This window comes from Myroides sp. NP-2, assembly GCF_014145665.1.
Lineage (GTDB): Bacteria > Bacteroidota > Bacteroidia > Flavobacteriales > Flavobacteriaceae > Flavobacterium.
Genome location: NZ_JACHTD010000016.1, coordinates 22,499 through 44,355 on the forward strand (window position 1 = coordinate 22,499; position 21,857 = coordinate 44,355).

Sequence of the window (21,857 nt, forward strand, 5' to 3'; positions counted from 1 at the left end):
CCTTCGATTTGTTTGCTTTTGTACGAGTATTTTCTCTCTAGAAGGAGAAATAGCCCTATTAAACCAAGAAATAAAAGAGTTCAAATCGCATTGACTGAGCAAGTTCAAAAAAAATCACCTAACTTAATCTCTATTTTTGTTACCTATATAAAGCAAAAATTAAGTTTTTCACATTTTTACAAACAAATGCAAAAAAAAATTTAATTTAATAATTCTTTAAATTATAAAGTAATATCCAATTTTAAACGCTAAACAAAAACCACTTTTCTCTAATATAAAGATAAAACGCATAAGTAATACCATAATTTTAACACCTATAAACCAACATATTAACACTATTCGATTTGGATTCTTGCTAAATTCTAACTAAACTAGCATTGGAATTGCATTAATATTATTGATGTAATTCTCCAACAACTCAACAACACTAGCAAACCTTATGAAACTCGAATTATTTGAAGAAGTACAAAGTAAACTAACCCACTTTGTACGGCATTTTGTTAAGATTACTCCTTATGGCAACTTGAACTCCCTTGCTTTTCAACATTATCACTATAATAATTTTAAAGCAATGACATCGACTTTATTTGAAGCACTACTGCATATCAACTATGCACAACTTCAAAAAAGCGAAGATAAAATTACCTATAGCACTCCTTTTTCTCTTACCTTAAATGAAAGTCAAGAATTAATACGAGAAATTGATTTTTCGAAAATAAAATTGGACAAACAAAGGAAAATACGCTGCGCTGTTCAGCAAGAAATAAAGGAAAAATTCAGCAACCAACCCGCCAATAGCTACAGCAGTATTTCGTTCAATTGTTTAGACCGAAGCAAACAAATGTGTGCCTTAGTAGGAACCATACACATTTCGGAAAACAGAGAGTATACAGTGAATCTCTTTTATCTAAAAATAGACACTCAACTCGAAGATCTTCTGCTCGATTTTAATTATTACCTCAAAGATAAAAACAAACACCTTTGCATTTATAACACGCTACTAGAATCTGAAACAGCCCATGATATAAAACTACTTTCTCTTTTACAACAACAACAGTTATCTCCTGAAGATTTTGAAGAAAATTTCATTTACTTTTTTGGCGATACCTTACTGGATTACCAGAAGAAAGAGCGCTTCTTAAAATCATTGGAATTGCTCCTTTTCTCTCCAAACTCAATGGAAGAAATTGCGAAAACTTGTGAAAAAAAGCGCACACCTTATACCTTATCTCAGTTTTTTAATAGTGCGAGATCCTCTAAAAATAACGCCGTGATCCGATATAACGTTGGGTAAATGGTTAAACGGTTAACTACAAACGGTTGACCGTTAATTTTTTTTTATATCTTTGTCTCTCAGGTGCAAAACTGTTACCTACAATAATAGATCATGAAAAAATATTTATCCATACTTGTACTGTCGTTATCCGTACTTGTTACAGCTAATCCAATCATCAGTTGGAACTGTAACGAGATGGTTATGTCGAGTTGTATGGAGATGGAGGAAGACACTCTACCGTGTTGTGCCACTGATGCCGAAAGTAGTCATCAGAGTATGGCTGACATGTTGTGCTGTTCTCCAATGGCCCGTATCAATACGGTTCACGTAGATCTACAAGTAGAGCAAACAGAAGCAGCCCCTGAAGCTAAAGGAAAAAAAGCGGCTATACAGGCAAAGTGGTTTAATTCCAACTACCTGACCGATTTAAAATCAGTATCATTTACCGCCTACCCTACCCCTATTGCCGTTGATGGTTTCAAATTCGATACCGTGGACCGGCTTTCCTACATTTGTATTTATCGCATATGATCGCGTTTGCCTTGTAAGTCTTTTCCTCTTGTGTCTTTCTTATGACCTTTCGAGACTTACTTCGCCCATTACCCTTTATTTAGAAACACAGCCGGCTATTCTCAAAAGGAATAAAGCCATACAACTGCATTAAAATCAATCCGTTGTATTTATTTTTTCCTTACCTTTAATAGGATAGACGGTAGTACTCGCCTCCTTTATTGGGACTATATGCGACGCCGTCGGTGTTTCTTATCGCGTATCATTAACACTTTAAAAACATCCATATGCTTAATAAAATCATTAAGTATTTTCTACATAATCGATTAATTACGATCATGATCCTAATTATCGTTATTGTATGGGGACTAATTACAGCCCCATTTACTTGGCATCAAAATCTTTTGCCAAGCGATCCAGTTCCCGTAGATGCCATTCCTGATATTGGTGAGAATCAACAGATTGTTGCCACAGAATGGATGGGACGATCCCCTAAAGACATCCAAGAACAAGTTACCTACCCTTTAACCACTTCGTTATTAGGCGTTCCAGGAGTAAAAACGATCCGCAGTAGTTCGATGTTTGGAATGTCGTTTATCTATGTCATCTTTGAAGAAGACGTCGAATTTTATTGGAGTAGATCTCGCATCTTAGAAAAATTAAATTCATTACCTGCGGGGACTTTACCTGAAGGAGTGATCCCAACATTAGGTCCTGACGCTACGGCTTTAGGGCAGGTTTATTGGTATACCTTAGAAGGGAGAAACCCTCAAACGGGCGAACCTACAGGGGGGTGGGATCCTGATGAATTGCGTACGATTCAAGATTTCTATGCCAAATACAGCTTAGCTTCTGCCGAAGGTGTCTCTGAAGTAGCTTCTATTGGAGGTTATGTCAAAGAATATCAGGTAGAAGTAAAACCCGACGCTATGCGTGCCTATAATGTTTCCATTATGGATATTATGGGGGCGATTCAGAAGAGCAACCTCGATATCGGGGCTGAAACCATAGAGATTAACCAAGCAGAATACCTTGTTCGCGGATTGGGATATATCAAGAGCATTCAAGATTTAGAAGATGCTGTCGTTACAGTGCGCAATAATACGCCTGTAAAAATAAAAGATGTCGCTTTCGTCAATTTAGGTCCTGCTACGCGCAGGGGTGGTTTAGACAAAGAGGGCATTGAAGCTGTTGGAGGAGTTGTTGTGGCCCGTTATGGCGCTAATCCTATGCAAGTTATTGACAATGTAAAAGATAAAATTGCCGCCATGGAAGCTGGTCTTCCACAAAAAACACTAGCAGATGGAACGATTTCCAAAGTAACAGTTGTTCCTTTTTACGATCGTTCAGGTTTAATTAAAGAAACCATTGGCACGCTAGAGACAGCCTTGGCACACGAAATACTCATTTGTATTATCGTTGTGATTGTATTGGTGATCAATTTACGCGCTTCCATTATTATTTCCAGTATTTTGCCTATTGGTGTACTGGCCACTTTTATCATCATGCGTTATATGGGGATTGAGGCCAATATTGTAGCCTTATCAGGTATTGCTATCGCCATTGGTGTTATGGTCGATGTGGGGGTCGTCTTTGTCGAAAGCATCATTCGCTACATGGAAGAGGAACGGGCCCGGGGGGTAGAAAGTAAAGGAAAAGCCTTTGCCAACCTGATCGTTAAGGCCGTTTCTGAGGTGTCTGGTGCCCTATCTACGGCAATGTTAACCACAATTATCAGTTTCTTGCCTGTGTTCGCCATGGAAGCCCAAGAAGGAAAATTGTTTAAACCCTTAGCCTATACCAAAACATTTGCTTTGGTATCTGCTTTTCTACTAGGGCTTATCATCTTGCCCACACTGGCCTACTATATTTACTCTATCAAAATAAATAAAGCAAAAGTGCGCAAAATTGCCAATTACATCCTGTGTGTATTGGGAATTGCCTTGTGGATCTATACAGGTATTTTTACCGCCATTGCTTTAACCTTTGTGGGAATCAACAACCTCTACACCCCTAAATGGAGAAATGAAAAAACAGCGAACTACATCAATGTGGGCATCACCTTGTTTGTAGCTGTTTACTACTTAGCCATCGAATGGCTTCCATTGGGTACACAAGCCCATACAGGTTTAAACTTTGTTTTTGTTATTCTCGCCATAGGCAGTATTCTAGCCATTTTGTGGACCCTCGTTATTTACTATGAACAGATCTTGCGCTGGGCATTAGCCAATCGTTGGAAGTTCATGTCCATCCCTATTCTCACTGTTATTTTAGGTCTGGTGGCTTGGCTGGGATTCAACACATCGTTTGGATTTGTTGCTAAAGGCTTCGAAAGCGTTGGTTGGAAATCATTTAGAGAAACGGCGTTTTGGGAAAAATCTTCCCAAACCTTTCCTGGTATAGGGGAAGAATTTATGCCGAGCTTAAACGAGGGTTCGTTTTTACTCATGCCTACGAGTATGCCTCACACGGGAATTGAGCAAAACTTAAACTTTATCCGAACATTAGACAAACGCATTCAACATATTCCGGAAGTAGAACTGACCATTGGTAAATGGGGACGTGTGAACTCTGCCCTTGACCCTGCTCCTACTCAAATGTTTGAAAACACCATCAACTATAAACCCGAATATTTCTTAAATGAAGAGGGACATCGCGAGCGATTTAAAGTTGCGAAAAACGGCGATTTTGAGTTGATCGACGGCTCTACCTATCACGTATCCAACGGCTATCGTCAGATTTCGAGAGACAGCTTGATTCCAGATAAGAATGGAAAGTTCTTCAGACAATGGCGTCCAGAAATTAAGAGTCCGGAGGATATATGGCAACAAATCGTCAACGTTTCCCATATTCCTGGCCTAACTTCAGCACCAAAATTACAACCTATTGAAGCGCGTTTGGTTATGCTGTCAACGGGTATGCGTGCGCCTATGGGATTAAAAGTTTCAGGTCCTGATCTAGAATCGATTGAAGAAGGAGGTAAAGCATTGGAAACGGCGCTCAAAGACATTCCTTCTATTATGCCGTCGACTGTTTTCTACGATAGAGCTGTAGGTGCTCCTTATGTAGAAATACACCTAAACAGAACCAATATGGCGCGTTATGGCATTACCGTTGCTGATCTACAAGAAGTCTTAGGCGCAGCAGTTGGTGGTATGCAATTAACAACTACGGTTGAAGGGCGTGAACGCTTCCCTGTTCGCTTGCGCTATCCACGTGAATTGAGAGACAATCCCGAAGCATTGGCCAAGCTTTTAATCCCAACAGGAACTGGTATTCAAATCCCACTTAGTGATGTTGCCGATATTGCCTATGCCAAAGGATCTCAGATGATTCAAAGTGAAAATACCTTCTTGTTAGGCTATGTAATTTTTGATAAAATTAGTGGAAAAGCTGAAGTTGACGTAGTACGCGAAGCAGATAAAATACTAAAATCGAAAATAGAATCGGGTGAATTGACCTTGCCAAAAGGAGTGACATATACTTTTGCGGGAAATTATCAACAACAAGAACGCGCGGCTCAACGCTTACTATACGTTGTTCCGATGAGTTTATTGGCAATTCTCTTGATTTTGTACTTCCAGTTCAAAACCATCACGGCCTCTTTGATTCATTTCTCAGGGGTATTTGTAGCCTTTGCAGGTGGTTTCATCTTGTTGTGGCTGTATGGACAACTTTGGTTTATGAACTTCTCAATTGGTGATATGAATATGCGGGATTTATTCCAAATGCACAGCATTAACCTCAGTATTGCCGTTTGGGTGGGATTCATTGCCCTCTTTGGTTTAGCAACCAATGACGGGGTACTGATGGGGACCTATATTCACGATACGTTTGAAGCTAGAGATCCCAAGACCAAAGACGAGATTCGCGAGGCTGTAGTTTACGCCGGACTAAAGAGAGTTCGACCAGCAGCAATGACTACGGCAACGGCTTTAATTGCCTTGCTACCCGTTATGACCTCCACCGGAAAAGGGGCTGAAATTATGATTCCGATGGCGATTCCAACCTTTGGTGGGATGCTCATCCAATCCATGACGATGTTTGTCGTTCCGGTATTCCAATGTTGGTGGCGTGAATGGGCCATCAAAAAAGAACAGAAGTCTAATAAAAAAATTGCTACAAATGAATAAGTTATATACAGTGCTCTTTGTTTTACTAGGGGTTTCCACCTCTATTTCACCGCTTTGGGCACAAGAAACGCCTGTGGATTCTCTGGGCTATTACACCCAGATAGCCCTTGAACGCAATCCAGGCGTGCAGGCCCAGCGTTTGGCATACGAAGCATTCCTAGAAAAAATTCCACAAGCAGGAGCCTTTGAAGACCCTGAATTGTCGATGGGATTTTATACCAAACCTATGGATATCGTAGGGGGAAGACAAATTGGCGATCTTACCTTAATGCAGATGTTGCCTTGGTTTGGAACAAAAAAATCAGCCAAAAAAGAAGCCAATCACATGGCTAGTATGCAAATGCAACAATACAGAGAGGTAAAAGAGTCCGTAATTTTACAAGTACACACCCAGTGGTACGTCTTACAAAAATTACAACAACAAGTCCACAATGCCCAACAAAATAAAAAACTGTTAGAGCAATTGGAACAATTGGCTATACAAAAATTTTCCTCTCCTTCTGGAGCAACTGCTTCTAACAGCATGGCTAGTACAGCATCCCCAACGAGTAGTACCGCTACTTCCACAGGATCGAGTATGGGGGGAATGGCGATGGGCGGTTCTTCTGCAGTGGCTACTACCCCTACACCAGCAAACGCGAGCAGCAGTGCAATGTCGAATATGGGAGGCAGTAGTGGCGGATCCGGCATGTCTGATGTTTTGCGCATTCGCCTAGAAACCATCGAAGTTGAGAATACAATCGAGAGCTTACAGGCGCAAATCAAAGCGGAAAAAATCAAGTTCAATGCCTTACTTGACCAGGAAGCACAAGCTGTTGTTACGGTTCCTAAACAAATTGAAAAAGTGCCTTTTTTCATGACAGATGAAGAGGTTCAAACCGCAATAGAAACCAATAACCCGATGTTGGCTATGCTGACCGAAGAAGGATTGGCCTACCAAGCCAAAGCGGAAATGGATCGCAAAATGAGTTATCCAATGCTGGGACTCGGTGTGCAGTATATGATTATTGGAAAAACCAATGATCCCATGCTGGCAATGGGCAATATGAATGGAAAAGATATGATTATGCCCATGGTTACACTTTCACTCCCCGTATTTAGAAAAAAATACAAAGCCCAGCAAGAAGAAGGTAAAAAGTGGTGGCAATCGAGTGAAGCCAAGTACAAGGATACCTATAATACCCTACTCGCTTCGTACTACAGCTTTAAAAATCAGGTGGAAGACACAGAACGTACGATCACCTTATTGGAAAAACAAACTACTTTGGCAGAAACGACATTCAATCTAATTGTCAAAGAATTTGTAACGGGAAAAAGCGATTTGACCAATGTGATTCAAGTACAACGTCAATTGCTCGACTACCAGCTGAAAAAAGCAGAAGCTATTGCGAACTACAATACACTTGTAGCCTCCATTGAGAATATCACTGCGACTACTAACGATTTATAAAACACAGACAATGAGTACATTTAAAGATATAATTAAAAATAACACAGTAAAATACGGAGTTATTTTATTGGTTGGACTTCTTTTAGGGTGGTTGGTTTTTGGTGGATCTGCCACACATGAGCACAATGGAGAAGCCGCGCCTACCGAAGAAGCTCCAATTGTATGGACGTGTTCCATGCATCCACAAATTAAAATGGACAAACCGGGCAAATGTCCCTTATGTGCCATGGATTTAATTCCGCTAAAATCCTCAGGTGGTGGAGATGAGGCGATTGATGATGACGCTATTCAAATGTCCAAAGAGGCCATTGCTTTAGCCAATATACAAACTACTGTCGTGGGTCGACAGGAGGCCATAAAGGACATCCAATTATACGGAACCATTCAAGTAGATGAACGTTTACAACAATCCCAAACCTCACACGTCAATGGGCGTATTGAGAAGTTGTACATTAATTTTACAGGAGAATCCGTCAAACAAGGGCAATTAATTGCAACGATATATTCCCCTGATTTACTCAACGCTCAACAAGAGCTTTTAGAGGCGCAAAAACTCACCGACTTCCAACCGATGTTGTTGGATGCGGCAAAAGAGAAGTTGCGCTTATGGAAAATGTCGGAGGGGCAGATCAACAAAGTCCTTTCAACGGGAAAAGTATCGCCTTATGTGAGTATTACAGCTAATACAAGTGGAATCGTAACGGCTAAAAACGTCAATCAAGGAGATTATATCAACCAAGGATCTGTTTTATACAGCATTTCAAACATGACCAAGCTGTGGGCTATTTTTGAGGCTTATGAAGGCGATTTACCATTTTTAAAAGAAGGAGACCTATTAGAGTACACTTTGCAAAGTATCCCTGGAAAAGTGTATCAAGGCAAAATATCTTTTATTAACCCCATTATTGATGCGACCTCGCGCACGGCTAAAATACGCGTAGAAACGGACAACAAAGATCAAGCATTAAAGCCTGAGATGTATGCTACAGCAAGTATTAAATCGCCCATTCGCGCCAAGGAAAACCAACAGCTGACAATACCTAAATCAGCCGTTTTATGGACGGGGAAACGCTCCGTAATATACGTCAAACAACCCCATACAACTACGCCAGCTTTTAAGATGAGACAAATTGTATTGGGACCTTCTTTAGGCGATCACTATATTGTTGCCTCAGGATTAGAAGATGGAGAAGAGATTGTAACAAGAGGGGTATTTATCGTAGATTCTAGTGCTCAACTTGAGGGTAAACCCAGCATGATGAATAACGATACGCCAACCATTGCAAAGGCTGAACACGAGGCACATGCCATGTTTGTCGTTCACGGTAATTGTGATATGTGTAAAGCCCGTATAGAAAAAGCGGCCAAAGCCGTTCCTGGAGTAGTTGGTGCTACCTGGAATTCCAAAGATCAACTGTTGCATCTAAACTTCGATTCATCGAAAACAGATCAAAACAAAATCAGCAAAGCCGTTGCTCAAGCTGGACATGATACGGCATTAGATCAAGCACCAGATCAAGTGTATAAGGATTTACCTCCTTGTTGTTTATACGATCGTGCTGCAATGAAACCCAACACAGCAGACCACACAAAACACGGAGATCATCAAGCAGCTACAACAACTAAGGGTAAAGCAACACAGCAAGAACATCACAAGCAAGGCCACAAACAGGAGCAGCAAGGACATGCCATGTTAGCGGTTAAAGGAAATTGCGCAATGTGTAAGGAACGCATTGAAACCGCTGCAAAAGCGGTAGCGGGCGTTTCAACAGCCACATGGGATGTCCATGGAAAAGTACTTCACCTCAACTTTGACCCTGCAAAAACCGATCAAAAGAAAGTCAGTAAAGCGATTGCTGCTGCAGGACATGACACTGCGTTAGACAAAGCCCAAGACAAAACCTACAACAGTTTACACGGTTGTTGTCAATATGACCGATAAATAAAGCTGGAACCCAGAAAATAGCTACAAACTGAGCATAGACAAATTTCTAATTTTCAATTAGTTATTCTATTATTTTCATTTTTATGCGATTATCCTTGGTGTTTCTGTAAAAAATAGAATATATTTGCACCATCAAAATGAGAAAGTATCACTACTATTTCTTTTGATGGTGTTTAAATCATCCATGATTTAATGGTCCAATAGCTCAGCTGGATAGAGCAACTGCCTTCTAAGCAGTAGGTCTCAGGTTCGAATCCTGATTGGATCACAAAAAGCCTTCGAAAAATCGAAGGCTTTTTTTATCAAAATCAATACAAACTATTATTTCACACTAAAATTAGACTCAAAAAACTCTCTATAGTCATACTATTTCCCATTCTGGTCTTGGTATTTTCTTTCCTTTTTAAGTCGATAAGTAGCAGAAAAACAACAAAAAGCAAGAAGGACGAATAGTCCTCCAATTACATAGGTATAGTTTCCCATCCGATCGAGTACAATCGCAACTTTATCTACTTCCTTTTCCACTTCTATTTCGCCATTTTCTAATGCTACTTGTAAAAACATTTCCTTCGTCTTCTCTTTTTGCAATTGAAGATCAAGCAAGTTTTTATCATTTGAAAACTTAATGCTATCCGAATACACAAATACATTTCTCTTGTAAGGATCAACAAGATTTAAAACTTTTATATAGGTTCCGTATGGAACAGTTCCGAAAGTAAATACGAGTCCATTTTTTTTATCGTCTCGAGAAATAATCTCTTCTATTTTGCGCTTTGCTTCGAGTAAAAGTATTTGATCTAGTTTAGGATCTCCTGTAAACTCAACCGACTCAAATACAACACCTTCAAATGGACCTCCACCAAAACAATCGTAAAAACCCGCATCTTCCAAAAAAACATCCACTCCCCTATAGTCACGAGTCGCTATCGTTTGTTGGATGTAGAAATACCCCAATAAAGGCAAAAACAGCAGCGTAATCATACCTGGTACGTAGTACTTTCTCATTCGAAGTGCATTGAATAGTTTGGAATGAAAATACGCAATTATTTTGAATTAATTTACGGCTTACGATCATCTTAGCTATCATAAGAAAAACTATGCTCTCAAACCTTAAAAAAACAAGCACACAATACACATGTCATATATTAACAAATAATACATTAAAACTGTAAGTTTAATCAAAAAAAATATATTAAATTTAGGTTAAATCAATTTAAAATTCATGTATTATGAAAAAAATCTTATTCCCAGCGATAGGTTGTATGTTTTTTGCTATTAGCTGCAGTAACGATGCTGAAAACAAAGAGACCGTAAAAGATGATCTCTTAAAAACTGAACTGGATTATACCAGTATTAAACAAAGTGCTGAATATTTAGCATTCGAAAACAGGTATATGCAATATGTCAAACTAGAAATTAGTCAAAATGATTTTTTATCTACTCAAACAAGTTTAGACCTTGCTAAAGCATTTTTAATTAGAATAGGAGAACCTAACTACGGTGGATATTCTTCTATGGAAGACATTATATCGTATGCCTTAGCTAAATATTTAGAAATCCATAATTCTTAATAGCCATGAGAAAATTTTTAGTTTTATTGTTTATTTGTGTTTTTTCACAAACCAGTTTTGCTACTAGGATACTAGAAATTCGAAACAATTCAGATTGTCCTAAAACTTTTTACGCCATACAGTTAATGCATTATTCCCCTATCCCTGAAGATACAATAGTTTATCGTTTTTCATTAGATCCTATTACCTTAGAGCCCCATCAATTTGTAAGGTTTTCCCAATATACAATGGGAGACAATATTACCTTCCCTTACTGTATTGAATCTCAAACCCCTCATAACAAGTATGTGATTCACAATTATTGCGATTATTTAGAAGAATTATATTATAAAGAATTCAGATGGTGGCATGGAGATTCTTCACCTTTTACTCACTATTATCCTCAATTTTGTAATGAGGTACCTCCCTACGTATTTTTTAATGATATTAAATTTCAAGGATTTAAACTATGTCAATTTAACCCATTAAAAAAGAATGGGACCAACTGTGATATAATTCCAGTAACTATAAATTCAACTATAGAATCTTTAGCGTTGTATGATAGAGATAATAGAAATCAACCTGGATATCTTAACCAAATTCAATATCAAGTTATTAGAAACAACGCCATTTATCATGAATTAGTTACTTTAAATAATCCTTGCCCATACTAGTATTAACAAATAAGTTTAATAATAAAAACACCTCAGTAATTCAATGATTGAGGTGTTTTTATTATTGCAATTTAAGCATTCTAGTCTAGGTAAAGCATTTCTCTTTAACTTCTGATAAATAGTAGAAAAACAACTACATACAAGGACTACAAACAACACCCTAATCACATAGGTATAATTTCCGAGACCGCATTATCCTTAATTTATCTACCTCTAGTTCCTCTATTTCTCCTACATTGAGAATAATCAATAGAAGCCTCTTTCATCAATATTATTGCTCTACCTATGTACAATAGCTCTTTTGTGTTTATCCCATTATCCATTCGTCTTTTCCTCCTTAATTATATAACAAGCCAGGTACAACACATGGCAAACAAATAGCGCCAATCCTGTTAGAAGTAATAAATCTACGGGAATCAAATTTGTTACTGCAGAGAGGACAAAAGTCAACAATAACTGTAAAGAACCCAACAAAGCGGAAGCCGAACCGCTCGTTTCCACAAAGGGTTCTAGGGCTAATTTAGTTGTTGCGGGGAATAAAACTCCCAAGGTTAATACCATAAAAAATAGCGGAATCAACAGCCATTCAATGGGTTGTTGTAGGATACAAAACACTAAGAAAACGAGGCTTACTCCTAGTCCAAAGATCGTCGTATACAAGATAATCTGACGAATTGACCACCAACGAGTAAAAGCACTTGACACCCAAGCGCCAAGCATTAATCCCACAGCATTAAAGGCGAAGATATAGCTAAAAGTGGCGGAGGACAATTGGCCGTACTCCATAATCAAATAGGGCGCATTGGCCAAGTAAATCATTAAAATACTATACGTTACACTGCCGATCAGTGTGTATTTTAAAAAGGTTTTAACCTGCAATATCTCCTTAAAATCTTGTATAAGATTGCGTTTTTGAACCACAGTCGTTTTCTTTTTGGTTTCAGGTAAAAACAAGACGACGAGGAGTAGAGAAATAACACCTAAGACAAAGAGGGTGACAAAGGTGGATTGCCAGTTGAAATGAGAAACTAAGAAATTTCCAGCTACAGGTCCGATAATGGGAGCCACTCCAGCAATAATCGCTAAAAGGGAGAATATACGCATCGTATCATCCTGTTCAAAGTATTCATTGACAATAGCTCTTGCAATAACAACACCTGCACATCCCGCAAAGGCTTGAAAGAAGCGTGCCACCCAAAATTGCTCAATTGTTTGGGCATAAATACAGGCGACTGTCGCCGCTATAAATAACAACAAAGAGAGTATTGTCGGCCATTTACGACCATACTTATCGGAAATAATTCCCCAAAACAATTGACCTATAGCGAAGCCCGCTAAAAAGGTGGAAATGGAAAACTGAATGGATTTCAAATCAGTTTGATAGTATTGGGCCATTTTTAAAAATCCTGGCAAATACAAATCAATACTAAAAGGCTCTAACGCAGACAAAAGGGCTAATATTAGCACTACGATAAACTGCTGTTTCTTTAACTTACTCATCATTTTTTCTTAAAGAGGCAAAAATACGCTGCCTTCAAAAAGCAAACCTTATCTAAATGAGACTTTATCTTGGACTTTTTGCACCTGTTCTCGAAAATCTTTGGGCGTTTGATGGGTGTGTTTTTTAAAAAAGCGGTTAAAATAGGTGACATCAGAGAAGTGCAACGCATGGGCGATACGCTGGATGGTATCTTCACTATACCCCACTAATCGCTTGGCTTCTAATAAAAGTCTCTCCTGTAATTGTTGTTTTAATGTCTTGCCTATCGCTCGAAAAAGAATCTCATTCATGCGCTTGACCGAAAGAAATACTTGCTCGGCGTAAAACTCATTTTTTTGCTGGGTGCTATAGTGTTCTTCGATGAGTTGCAAAATTTTATAGACGCGATCATCCATGGTCATATGGGGTTGTGAAAGCAAAGGAAGATCTTGTAAATGTATAAAATACAGCTGCAGATATTGCTCTAAAACGGTAGGTCGTTTAAAAGAATTAAATTCTATCTCCATCAATACATGCAAATACTCTAACCGTTGTCCATCGTGAAAGGGAACAGCAAACTTCAGTTGGCCATGCCCTATAAAGGATCGCAGTTTTGCCTCTTTAAACAACACGCTGTGAAAGTAGTTCTTGTCGATAGCAAGGCAATACCCCCTACTATAACGCGGATCGAAATGATGCACTTGACCGGGATAAATAATCCAAATTTCGCCCGCTATTACAGGATAGCTAACAAAGTCTATTTCCTGCTTATGCGGAATCAAAACTTCAGTAAACCAATAGATTTGATAAAAATCATATTGATAGTGTCCTTCGTACTCAAAAAGATCTACACTCTTTTCAATACGATATAATTCGATGGGGATATCTTTATCGAGTTGTTGAACGCGAACTACCTTTTTCTTTGTCTTCATCTGTACATTAAATTAGTCTCGGATCACAAGTGTCATTTTGGACTAAATCATAAGTTGTTAACTATCTCGACAAAGGTAAAGTATAAAAAACAAAAAAGATCCGCTAACGGATCTTCTTTCACTTTATAATTGAGTCATTGTGACTAAATTCACACAGGGAATTTTAACGTGCTCTACGCCGTTGCTAAAAATGTAATGGTTCACTTGCTGTTTTTCCGAGTAGTCTAGCGCAATAAGTTTTTTATCGAGGCTCACGGCTTCTACTTTTCCATTGCGTTCTTCTTTGTAAGAAACCATAAACCTTTTTCCCACTAATTCGCAAAGACTAGTATGATCTAGCTCAAAAATCTCAGTTGAAGTCATATTTTAAAATTTAAATTACAAAACAGACAAGATACGAAAAATAAAATCTAAAACCTATTTAATATAAAATAAAGACCTAAAAACAAAGTAGTTACAAAAATAGCAGCAGTAATAGGCTGTTGTTTCCCTACAAAAAAAATTGGTTGATTCTTTTTTTTCTATCGTTTTTCCAAAATAAACTACCTTTATCTACCCATTTATTATTGCAGTTATGACTCCATCCGCTCTAAATTTAACAACGCTTGAACTCAAGAATTTTATTCCTTGTAAGGACTTTAAAATTTCAGTTGATTTTTATACGCAATTAGGGTTTGACATCCTTTGGCAAGACGGCCAATTGTGTTTATTGGCACTTGGGCAAACCAAGATTTTCTTGCAGAATTTCTATGAAAAAGACCTAGCCGATAATTATATGCTACATTTACAAGTAGCCAATGCTGACGATTGGTATCAGCACCTCAACCAATTGGATTTACAAAGCCAATTTGACATAACCCTAACTAGCCCTGAAGATTGCCAATGGAATATGCGCGAATTTGTGCTGATTGATCCGTCTGGTGTGCTTTGGCGAATTGGCCATAGCCTTTAAGCATCTACCTACTGCCCACTTGGTTGTTAGACGATGGTAAAACTCGGAGTCAAGGCAAGTGGTATTCGCCTAGTACTTACAAAAAAAGTCTTTTGGAAAACCAAAGACTCATTATGTTATTTTGCTTGAATCAATTCATCTAAAGACACTCTAAACTTGGAGCTATTCCAATCTGCCGCTCTAAATTTCTTTACGACAATATTTCCTTTTTTGTCGATGACATAAGAAGCAGGCAAGGAGGTTGAATACAGTGCTGCTGGTGGGCCGTCTTGTTGAAAATAGGACGGCAGGTTATAGCCGTGTTTTTCTTTGAACGCTTTTACTTTATTGGGATCATCCGATGTGACAAATAAAAAGACAACGCTGTCTTTATAATCATTATATAACGCTTGAAAACTAGGTTTTTCGGCTATACACGGCGGGCACCAGGTCGCCCAAAAGTTGAGAATAACCACTTTTCCCTTTGTACTAGCAATATCAAATACCCGTCCTTCTTCGTCTAATAAAGTCCATCCCTCTAAACTTACTTGCTCAACATCTTCTTGTTTCTCCAAACTAGGACTCATCGCCAATAGTTGGTTTATCCATACCTTAAACGTAGTACCCAAGGGAGTAAATAGCACCACAAAAAGAATTAGGAGGAAAACTGCGTTTCCAATCCAACCTTTCTTCTTTTTTTCTCCTTTATTAAACATACCTAATTTTATTTAGCATAAATATATAAAATATATACCCATATTGCCAAATAAAACTAATTAAATTTAATTTTAATACACTTTAACTTTTTTTATCCAATATATTCACAAAATTATTCCTTAAACATATCATCAAAGGTAATTTCCTTTCTTCCTGGCAATACTATATTTAAAATAATACCAATAATAGAAGCCAAAGCCATCCCCTCAATCGACATTAAATCACCAATATGGATCGCTGCTCCACCAATTCCGATAATTAAAATTACAGAAGAGATAATTAGATTGCGTTTTACTTTAAAATCGACTTTATTTTCCACTAACATACGCAATCCACTAGAAGCAATAATCCCAAATAATAAAATGGAGACACCGCCCATTACAGGAGCAGGAATAGTTGAGAGTAAAGCAGTAATTTTTCCGCAGAATCCAAACAGAATAGCGAAACAAGCAGCACCGATAAAAACATAAATACTAAAGGCTCGGGTAATCGCTAAAACACCAATATTTTCTCCATAGGTCGTATTGGGTGGCCCACCGATTAGAGCGGCAAGCATAGTTGCTACACCATCACCTAACATGGAGCGATCCAAACCGGGTTCCTTGATTAAATCTTTGTTGATTACTTTGCTCAACACCAATTGATGTCCAATGTGTTCTGCAATAGGTACAATGGCAACAGGTAACATGACAAAGACTACATATAGGGTAACAGAAGGGGTATAATCGACAAATGGAATTGTAAAATTAGGTAGTTGAAACCAAGCGGCTTCCATCACAGGTGAGAAGTTAACAACGCCCATCGAAGCTGAAAATAAATATCCTCCTATGATGCCAACCAAAACGGGGATAACGCTTAAAAATCCTTTGGTAAAAATAGCGGCGATAATCGTAATGGTCAAGGTTACCAATCCAATGGTCACATAGGTAATGTCATATTCACCTGTGGGATTATTTGTCACCATTCCAACTGCTGTACTAGCTAATCCCAATCCGATCACCATAATCACAGGACCTACAACAATAGGTGGCAACAATTTCATCAGCCAATTGGTTCCCGCTTTAGCAATCAGGAGCGCTACTAAAGAATACACTACCCCAACCAAAAAGCTACCCACTAAAAAACTACCTACAGGTACGTCGTTTGTCGTAACTTGTTCCATGGCTTTGATAGCGATAATCGGGTTGATAAACGCAAAAGAGGATCCCAAATAGGAAGGAACTTTACCTTTGGTAATTGCCAAAAAAACAAGCGTTCCTATTCCACTCGATATCAAAGCAATAGCAGGATCCATCCCCGTTAGGGTAGGAACTAAAACCGTTGCGCCAAACATGGCAAATAGGTGTTGTATACTCAGTAAAAACCACTGCCCTGCTTTGGGCTTTTCATCAATGGCTAAAACAACTTTTTGATCCTGACTATCCTTCATGGTGTTATCTATTTAATACAAATGCGAAAATAGGTCATTTTGGAGCAAAAATAAAATAACAGTAGAGATGAGTATTATTTTGTAGTTTTATTTTTTGTCGCGACATAGGTCGCAAGCAAGGCTATTCCCCCCAATAGCATCAAGGTAGTAAAGAAGCCTCCCCAATTGTCATTGTTGATAAAAAAACCAGTGGAACTACCAATTAAGGTCGATCCCATATAGTAGAAAAACCAATACAAAGCTGTAGCTGAACTTTTAGCTTTGCCTCCCAATTGGGTCACAACGCGACTGGCGATGGTATGTCCGCTAAAAAAGGCGATGGTAAACAGCGTTAACCCCACTAAAATCACGAGCAAATGATCAACATACATCAAGGCAAGTCCTACTAAAAGTAACCCTAAAGCGACCAATAATAACTTTTTAGCAGCATAGCGATCGGACAAACGACCCGCTGCTAAATTGCCTACAATCCCAAAGGCATACATGAGAAATATCAATGCAATCAAATAATGAGGTAAGTGATAAGGAGGCGCTTCTAGTTTGAATCCTAAATAGTTGTAGATACTGACAAAGGTTCCCATCAAACAAATTGCAACGACGTACATCGCCAAGATTTTCTTATTGCGAAAAATGCGTTGCATTTGACGGACTTTCTTATCGAATTTTACTGTTTTAGGTTCAAAGAAGTGTGATTCAGGGAACAAGAAATAGAAGAAAACGGCAATTCCCAAAGCCAACAAACCAATAGTCAGCACGGCTATTTGCCAATTGTACCATCCACTGACCAAGGCGGCAATTATACGTCCAAACATGCCGCCAAACGTATTTCCTGCTAGGTAAAAACTAATGGCAGTACCAATGGATTTACTATCAATCTCCTCTGCTAAATAAGCCAAGGTCACTGCAGAAACCCCTGAAATACAAATCCCCTTAACGAGATTAATATTAATCAAAAGTGAGAAATCATAAACAAATACGGAAGTCAAAGTTAGTACGGTAGAAGAGACCAACGAAAAAAGCATGACCTCTTTTCGAGGGTAACGGTCGGCAATAAAGGCAAACAACAACAAACCTATAGCCATTCCCAAGGTCGAAGCCGACACCAAATAGCTACTCTCAGCAGGCGTAACCCGGAAGTAATGCGTGATTTCTGACAACAGAGGTTGATAATTGTAGAGCTGTGCAAAAACAGAAACACCAATTAAAAAAATCCCCCATTTAATTCGCTTGTAACGCACGCTACCTTTCACAGCTTTCTCAGAAGCTCTCAGCTCAATATAGGTCGTTGTTGCCATTTTTATCTAAAATTTTACAGTAAAGGTAAACTTATGTTCTAAATTTGTAAAATGGTATTTTTCTATAACATCAATCGATAAAACCGATTATCAAATGGAACTCAGACAGCTCAAATATTTTTTAAAAGCAAAAGAATTGCTCAATTTTACGGAAGCAGCAAAGGAACTTTATATCACACAAAGCACTTTATCTCAACAAATTAAGCAACTCGAAGATGAATTAGGGATTCCCCTCTTTGATCGCATTGGCAAACGCGTGTCTATAACCGAAGCAGGTGAACTTTTTGCCACATATGCAGCAAAGAGTATTCAAGCTTCTAACGATGGTAAATTAATGTTAGAAGATTTAAAGCAAATTAATACAGGAACGTTGAGTATTGGTTTAACTTGGGGGTTGAAGTCGATCGTTATTACTGCTTTTAAAAACTTCATTGAGCAATTTCCCATGATAAAGTTACAGGTTACTTTTGGCACGACAACGGAGCTCATTGATGCTTTACTGAAGCAAGAGATTGACTTTGCCTTGACCTTTTACGAGGATAAACACAGCGATGAACTCCTACATGAACCCATTATGAGTTCAGATATGGCTGTCATTGTATCTGCTCATAGTCCTTTAGCTACAAAAAAGAGTATGAACTTCAACGAGGTAGAAAAACTAACCTTAGCCCTTCCTGTCAAAGGTTTTAACACGCGCGACTTCTTAGATCGTCAATTTGAGAAACACAAGGTAAAACCCAATATTGCGGTAGAAGTGAACTATACAGCTACCATTGTCGATTTAGTTCGCACGGGTGCTTTTCAAACCATCTTGACTTTGGCTACAGTACATGGCGAAAAAGATTTATGTGCTATTCCCATCCGAGGTACAAATATGAAAAGAGAAGCGGTTACTTTGCGTTTAAAGGATAGCTACCAAAAGAAAGCTGCAGCGTATTTTATTGATTTATTAAAAGCAGAAGACAAAGAGGAGTATAATCAGTTGTGAATAATAGATAAAAATAAGGGTTGAATTGTAAAACAATTCAACCCTTATTTGTATATCTAAACTGTCAACCGTAACCTATTTTCCTGCTGCGATTAAATTCAAAGCTGATCCTGCTTTAAACCAATTCACTTGACTAGCGTTATAGGTATGATTTGCAGCAATTACATCTTTAGATCCATCCGCGTGAACGAATTCTAAGTGTAGTTGTTTACCTGGTGCAAATTCAGTTAAATCTAAGAAATTGATGGTATCATCTTCTTGTACTTTATCGTAATCCGCTTCGTTGGCGAAGGTAAGCGCAAGCATTCCTTGTTTTTTCAAGTTTGTTTCGTGAATACGTGCAAATGATTTAACCAATACGGCTACTACGCCTAAATGACGCGGTTCCATAGCTGCGTGCTCACGAGAAGAACCTTCACCATAGTTATGGTCTCCCACTACGATAGAAGGAATCCCTGCTGCTTTATACGCTCGTTGTACGGCAGGTACAGCATCATACGCACCTGTTAGCTGATTTTTCACTTTGTTTGTTAAGTGGTTGAACGCATTTTCAGCACCAATCAGCATATTATCGGAGATATTGTCTAAGTGTCCGCGGAAACGCAACCAAGGTCCAGCCATGGAGATATGGTCTGTCGTACATTTTCCAAAAGCTTTAATCAGCAATTTAGCTCCTGTAATATTTTGTCCATTCCAAGGCGAAAAAGGTTCTAACAGCTGAAGGCGATTAGAGGTTGGTGAAACGATTACTTCCACATTGGAACCGTCAGCAGCTGGGGCTTGATAGCCAGGATCTTCCACGTCAAATCCTTTTTTAGGCAACTCATCTCCTGTTGGAGGTAATAATTTCACTTCTTGCCCTTCGTCATTGATTAGGGTATCCGTTATTGGGTTGAACCCTAAATCACCAGCAATCGCTAAAGCGGCTACCATTTCTGGAGAGGTAACAAAAGCATGGGTATTGGGATTTCCATCGGCGCGTTTAGAGAAGTTTCGGTTAAACGAGTGAACAATAGTGTTCTTTTCTCCTTTGTCTGCACCTTCGCGATCCCATTGTCCAATACAAGGTCCACAAGCATTGGTAAATACTTTAGTTCCCATTTTTTCAAAAGTCTCGATGATTCCATCTCTTTCGATGGTATAACGGATTTGTTCTGATCCTGGATTGATTCCAAACTCAGCTTTTGGTGTAATTCCGTTTTTAACTGCTTGCTCAACGATAGAAGCAGCTCTTGACATATCCTCATAAGATGAGTTTGTACACGAACCGATTAACCCCCACTCTACTTTCAACGGCCAGCCATTTTTTTCTGCATCGGCTCTCATTTTAGAAACAGGTGTTCCCCTGTCTGGTGTAAAAGGTCCATTGATATGGGGTTCTAATTCTGACAGATTAATTTCGATTACTTGATCGAAGTATTGTGCTGGATTTGTGTATACATCTGGATCAGCTGTTAAGTGTTCTGCTACTTGATCTGCCGCATCAACAACGTCTTGACGTCCTGTTGCTGCTAAATATCGACGCATAGAATCATCATAACCAAAGGTAGACGTTGTCGCTCCAATTTCAGCACCCATATTACAAATAGTTCCTTTTCCAGTACAAGACATAGATAGGGCCCCTTCTCCGAAGTACTCCACAATAGCACCAGTTCCCCCTTTTACGGTAAGAATATCTGCTACTTTTAAAATCACATCTTTTGGCGCCGTCCAACCGTTTAATTTACCTGTTAGCTTCACACCGATTAACTTTGGAAATTTAAGTTCCCAAGCCATTCCAGACATTACATCTACGGCATCAGCACCACCTACTCCAATGGCTAACATTCCCAATCCTCCAGCATTTACGGTATGGGAGTCTGTTCCAATCATCAATCCTCCTGGAAAGGCATAGTTTTCCAACACAATTTGGTGGATAATTCCTGCTCCTGGCTTCCAGAATCCGATTCCATATTTATTTGATACGGATGATAAAAAATTAAATACTTCTGACGATTGTGTTTCTGCCACTTTTAAATCAGTAGCGGCGCCAACTTTTGCTTGAATCAAGTGGTCACAGTGTACCGTTGTCGGTACAGCTACCTTCTCTTTTCCCGCATGCATAAACTGCAACAACGCCATCTGTGCCGTAGCATCTTGACAAGCTACGCGATCTGGAGCAAAATCAACATAATCTTTTCCGCGTTCAAAGGTTTGAGCTGGCATACCTTCCCATAAGTGCGTGTATAAAATTTTCTCTGTAAGTGTTAAAGGACGTCCTACTAATTCACGTGCTTTCGCTACGCGATCAGGCATCTTTTCATACACTTTTTTAATCATTTCGATATCAAAAGCCATAATAACAGTTCTTTTTTAAATGTTTGATTTATAACACAATTTACCGCTTTTACTACAGATAAAAATGATGAAAATGTTAAAGAAAGATATTTAAAATGATTCTATTTTGTTCTTTGCTCTTTGCGCGGTTTGTTCTTTGTATGGTTTGTTCTTTGTATGGTTTGTTCTTTGTATGGTTTGTTCTTTGTATGGTTTGTTCTTTGTATGGTT

17 protein-coding genes and 1 tRNA gene are annotated in these 21,857 nt (G+C 38.6%); 10 read left to right on the forward strand and 8 right to left on the reverse strand.

Features of this window, described 5'->3' with window-relative positions:
- Positions 1-439: 439 nt before the first annotated feature.
- The 6 genes from H4K35_RS13640 to H4K35_RS13665 all read left to right on the forward strand — a co-directional run bounded on the left by H4K35_RS13640 (position 440) and on the right by H4K35_RS13665 (position 9,582).
- Positions 440-1,294 (forward strand): hypothetical protein, encoded by an 855-nt coding sequence (locus tag H4K35_RS13640; protein ID WP_182628514.1) that lies wholly within the window; start codon positions 440-442, stop codon positions 1,292-1,294.
- Positions 1,295-1,387: 93 nt separating this feature from the next.
- A complete protein-coding gene (locus H4K35_RS13645; RefSeq protein ID WP_182628515.1) occupies positions 1,388-1,807 on the forward strand; it encodes a hypothetical protein in 420 nt (139 codons plus the stop codon).
- Between the two features lie 266 nt (positions 1,808-2,073).
- Entirely contained in the window at positions 2,074-5,919 is a 3,846-nt protein-coding gene (locus tag H4K35_RS13650) for an efflux RND transporter permease subunit (RefSeq protein ID WP_182628516.1), read from the forward strand.
- The gene (locus H4K35_RS13655) at positions 5,912-7,369 is read left to right on the forward strand and encodes a TolC family protein (RefSeq protein ID WP_182628517.1); all 1,458 of its coding nucleotides are present in this window, start codon (positions 5,912-5,914) and stop codon (positions 7,367-7,369) included. The genes H4K35_RS13650 and H4K35_RS13655 overlap by 8 nt, the downstream gene beginning before the upstream one ends.
- 10 nt (positions 7,370-7,379) lie before the next feature.
- A complete protein-coding gene (locus tag H4K35_RS13660) occupies positions 7,380-9,311 on the forward strand; it encodes an efflux RND transporter periplasmic adaptor subunit (RefSeq protein WP_182628518.1) in 1,932 nt (643 codons plus the stop codon).
- A 197-nt stretch (positions 9,312-9,508) separates the two neighbouring features.
- Positions 9,509-9,582: transfer RNA gene (locus H4K35_RS13665), tRNA-Arg, on the forward strand.
- 98 nt (positions 9,583-9,680) lie between these two features.
- On the opposite strand, the gene H4K35_RS13670 is transcribed toward H4K35_RS13665, so the two are convergent.
- On the reverse strand, positions 9,681-10,319 hold the full coding sequence (locus H4K35_RS13670; RefSeq protein ID WP_182628519.1) for a hypothetical protein: 639 nt from the start codon (positions 10,317-10,319) through the stop codon (positions 9,681-9,683).
- 224 nt (positions 10,320-10,543) lie between these two features.
- On the opposite strand from H4K35_RS13670, the gene H4K35_RS13675 reads away from it, so the two are divergent.
- Both H4K35_RS13675 and H4K35_RS13680 read left to right on the forward strand, forming a co-directional pair.
- On the forward strand, positions 10,544-10,885 hold the full coding sequence (locus tag H4K35_RS13675; RefSeq protein WP_182628520.1) for a hypothetical protein: 342 nt from the start codon (positions 10,544-10,546) through the stop codon (positions 10,883-10,885).
- A 5-nt stretch (positions 10,886-10,890) separates the two neighbouring features.
- Entirely contained in the window at positions 10,891-11,538 is a 648-nt protein-coding gene (locus H4K35_RS13680) for a hypothetical protein (protein WP_182628521.1), read from the forward strand.
- A 315-nt stretch (positions 11,539-11,853) separates the two neighbouring features.
- On the opposite strand, the gene H4K35_RS13685 is transcribed toward H4K35_RS13680, so the two are convergent.
- The 3 genes from H4K35_RS13685 to H4K35_RS13695 all read right to left on the reverse strand — a co-directional run bounded on the left by H4K35_RS13685 (position 11,854) and on the right by H4K35_RS13695 (position 14,313).
- Complete coding sequence (locus H4K35_RS13685) at positions 11,854-13,038, reverse strand: multidrug effflux MFS transporter (protein WP_182628545.1); 1,185 nt, start codon at positions 13,036-13,038, stop codon at positions 11,854-11,856.
- A gap of 48 nt (positions 13,039-13,086) precedes the next feature.
- Entirely contained in the window at positions 13,087-13,950 is an 864-nt protein-coding gene (locus H4K35_RS13690; RefSeq protein WP_182628522.1) for an AraC family transcriptional regulator, read from the reverse strand.
- A gap of 123 nt (positions 13,951-14,073) precedes the next feature.
- A complete protein-coding gene (locus H4K35_RS13695) occupies positions 14,074-14,313 on the reverse strand; it encodes a hypothetical protein (protein ID WP_182628523.1) in 240 nt (79 codons plus the stop codon).
- Between the two features lie 211 nt (positions 14,314-14,524).
- On the opposite strand from H4K35_RS13695, the gene H4K35_RS13700 reads away from it, so the two are divergent.
- Positions 14,525-14,902, forward strand: coding sequence for a VOC family protein (locus H4K35_RS13700; RefSeq protein ID WP_182628524.1), 378 nt, complete (start codon positions 14,525-14,527; stop codon positions 14,900-14,902).
- Between the two features lie 116 nt (positions 14,903-15,018).
- Here the strand turns inward: H4K35_RS13700 and H4K35_RS13705 are convergent, their stop codons facing one another.
- The 3 genes from H4K35_RS13705 to H4K35_RS13715 form a co-directional block, all read right to left on the reverse strand.
- Entirely contained in the window at positions 15,019-15,597 is a 579-nt protein-coding gene (locus H4K35_RS13705; RefSeq protein WP_182628525.1) for a TlpA disulfide reductase family protein, read from the reverse strand.
- A gap of 113 nt (positions 15,598-15,710) precedes the next feature.
- Complete coding sequence (locus H4K35_RS13710; RefSeq protein WP_182628526.1) at positions 15,711-17,027, reverse strand: solute carrier family 23 protein; 1,317 nt, start codon at positions 17,025-17,027, stop codon at positions 15,711-15,713.
- Between the two features lie 74 nt (positions 17,028-17,101).
- Complete coding sequence (locus tag H4K35_RS13715; RefSeq protein WP_182628527.1) at positions 17,102-18,322, reverse strand: MFS transporter; 1,221 nt, start codon at positions 18,320-18,322, stop codon at positions 17,102-17,104.
- Positions 18,323-18,416: 94 nt separating this feature from the next.
- Here H4K35_RS13715 and H4K35_RS13720 point away from each other — a divergent pair, with 94 nt between their 5' ends.
- Complete coding sequence (locus H4K35_RS13720; RefSeq protein WP_182628528.1) at positions 18,417-19,310, forward strand: LysR substrate-binding domain-containing protein; 894 nt, start codon at positions 18,417-18,419, stop codon at positions 19,308-19,310.
- Between the two features lie 75 nt (positions 19,311-19,385).
- On the opposite strand, the gene H4K35_RS13725 is transcribed toward H4K35_RS13720, so the two are convergent.
- Positions 19,386-21,647: an aconitate hydratase gene (locus H4K35_RS13725; RefSeq protein ID WP_182628529.1), complete on the reverse strand. Its 2,262-nt coding sequence runs from the start codon at positions 21,645-21,647 to the stop codon at positions 19,386-19,388.
- Between the last annotated feature and the right edge of the window lie 210 nt (positions 21,648-21,857).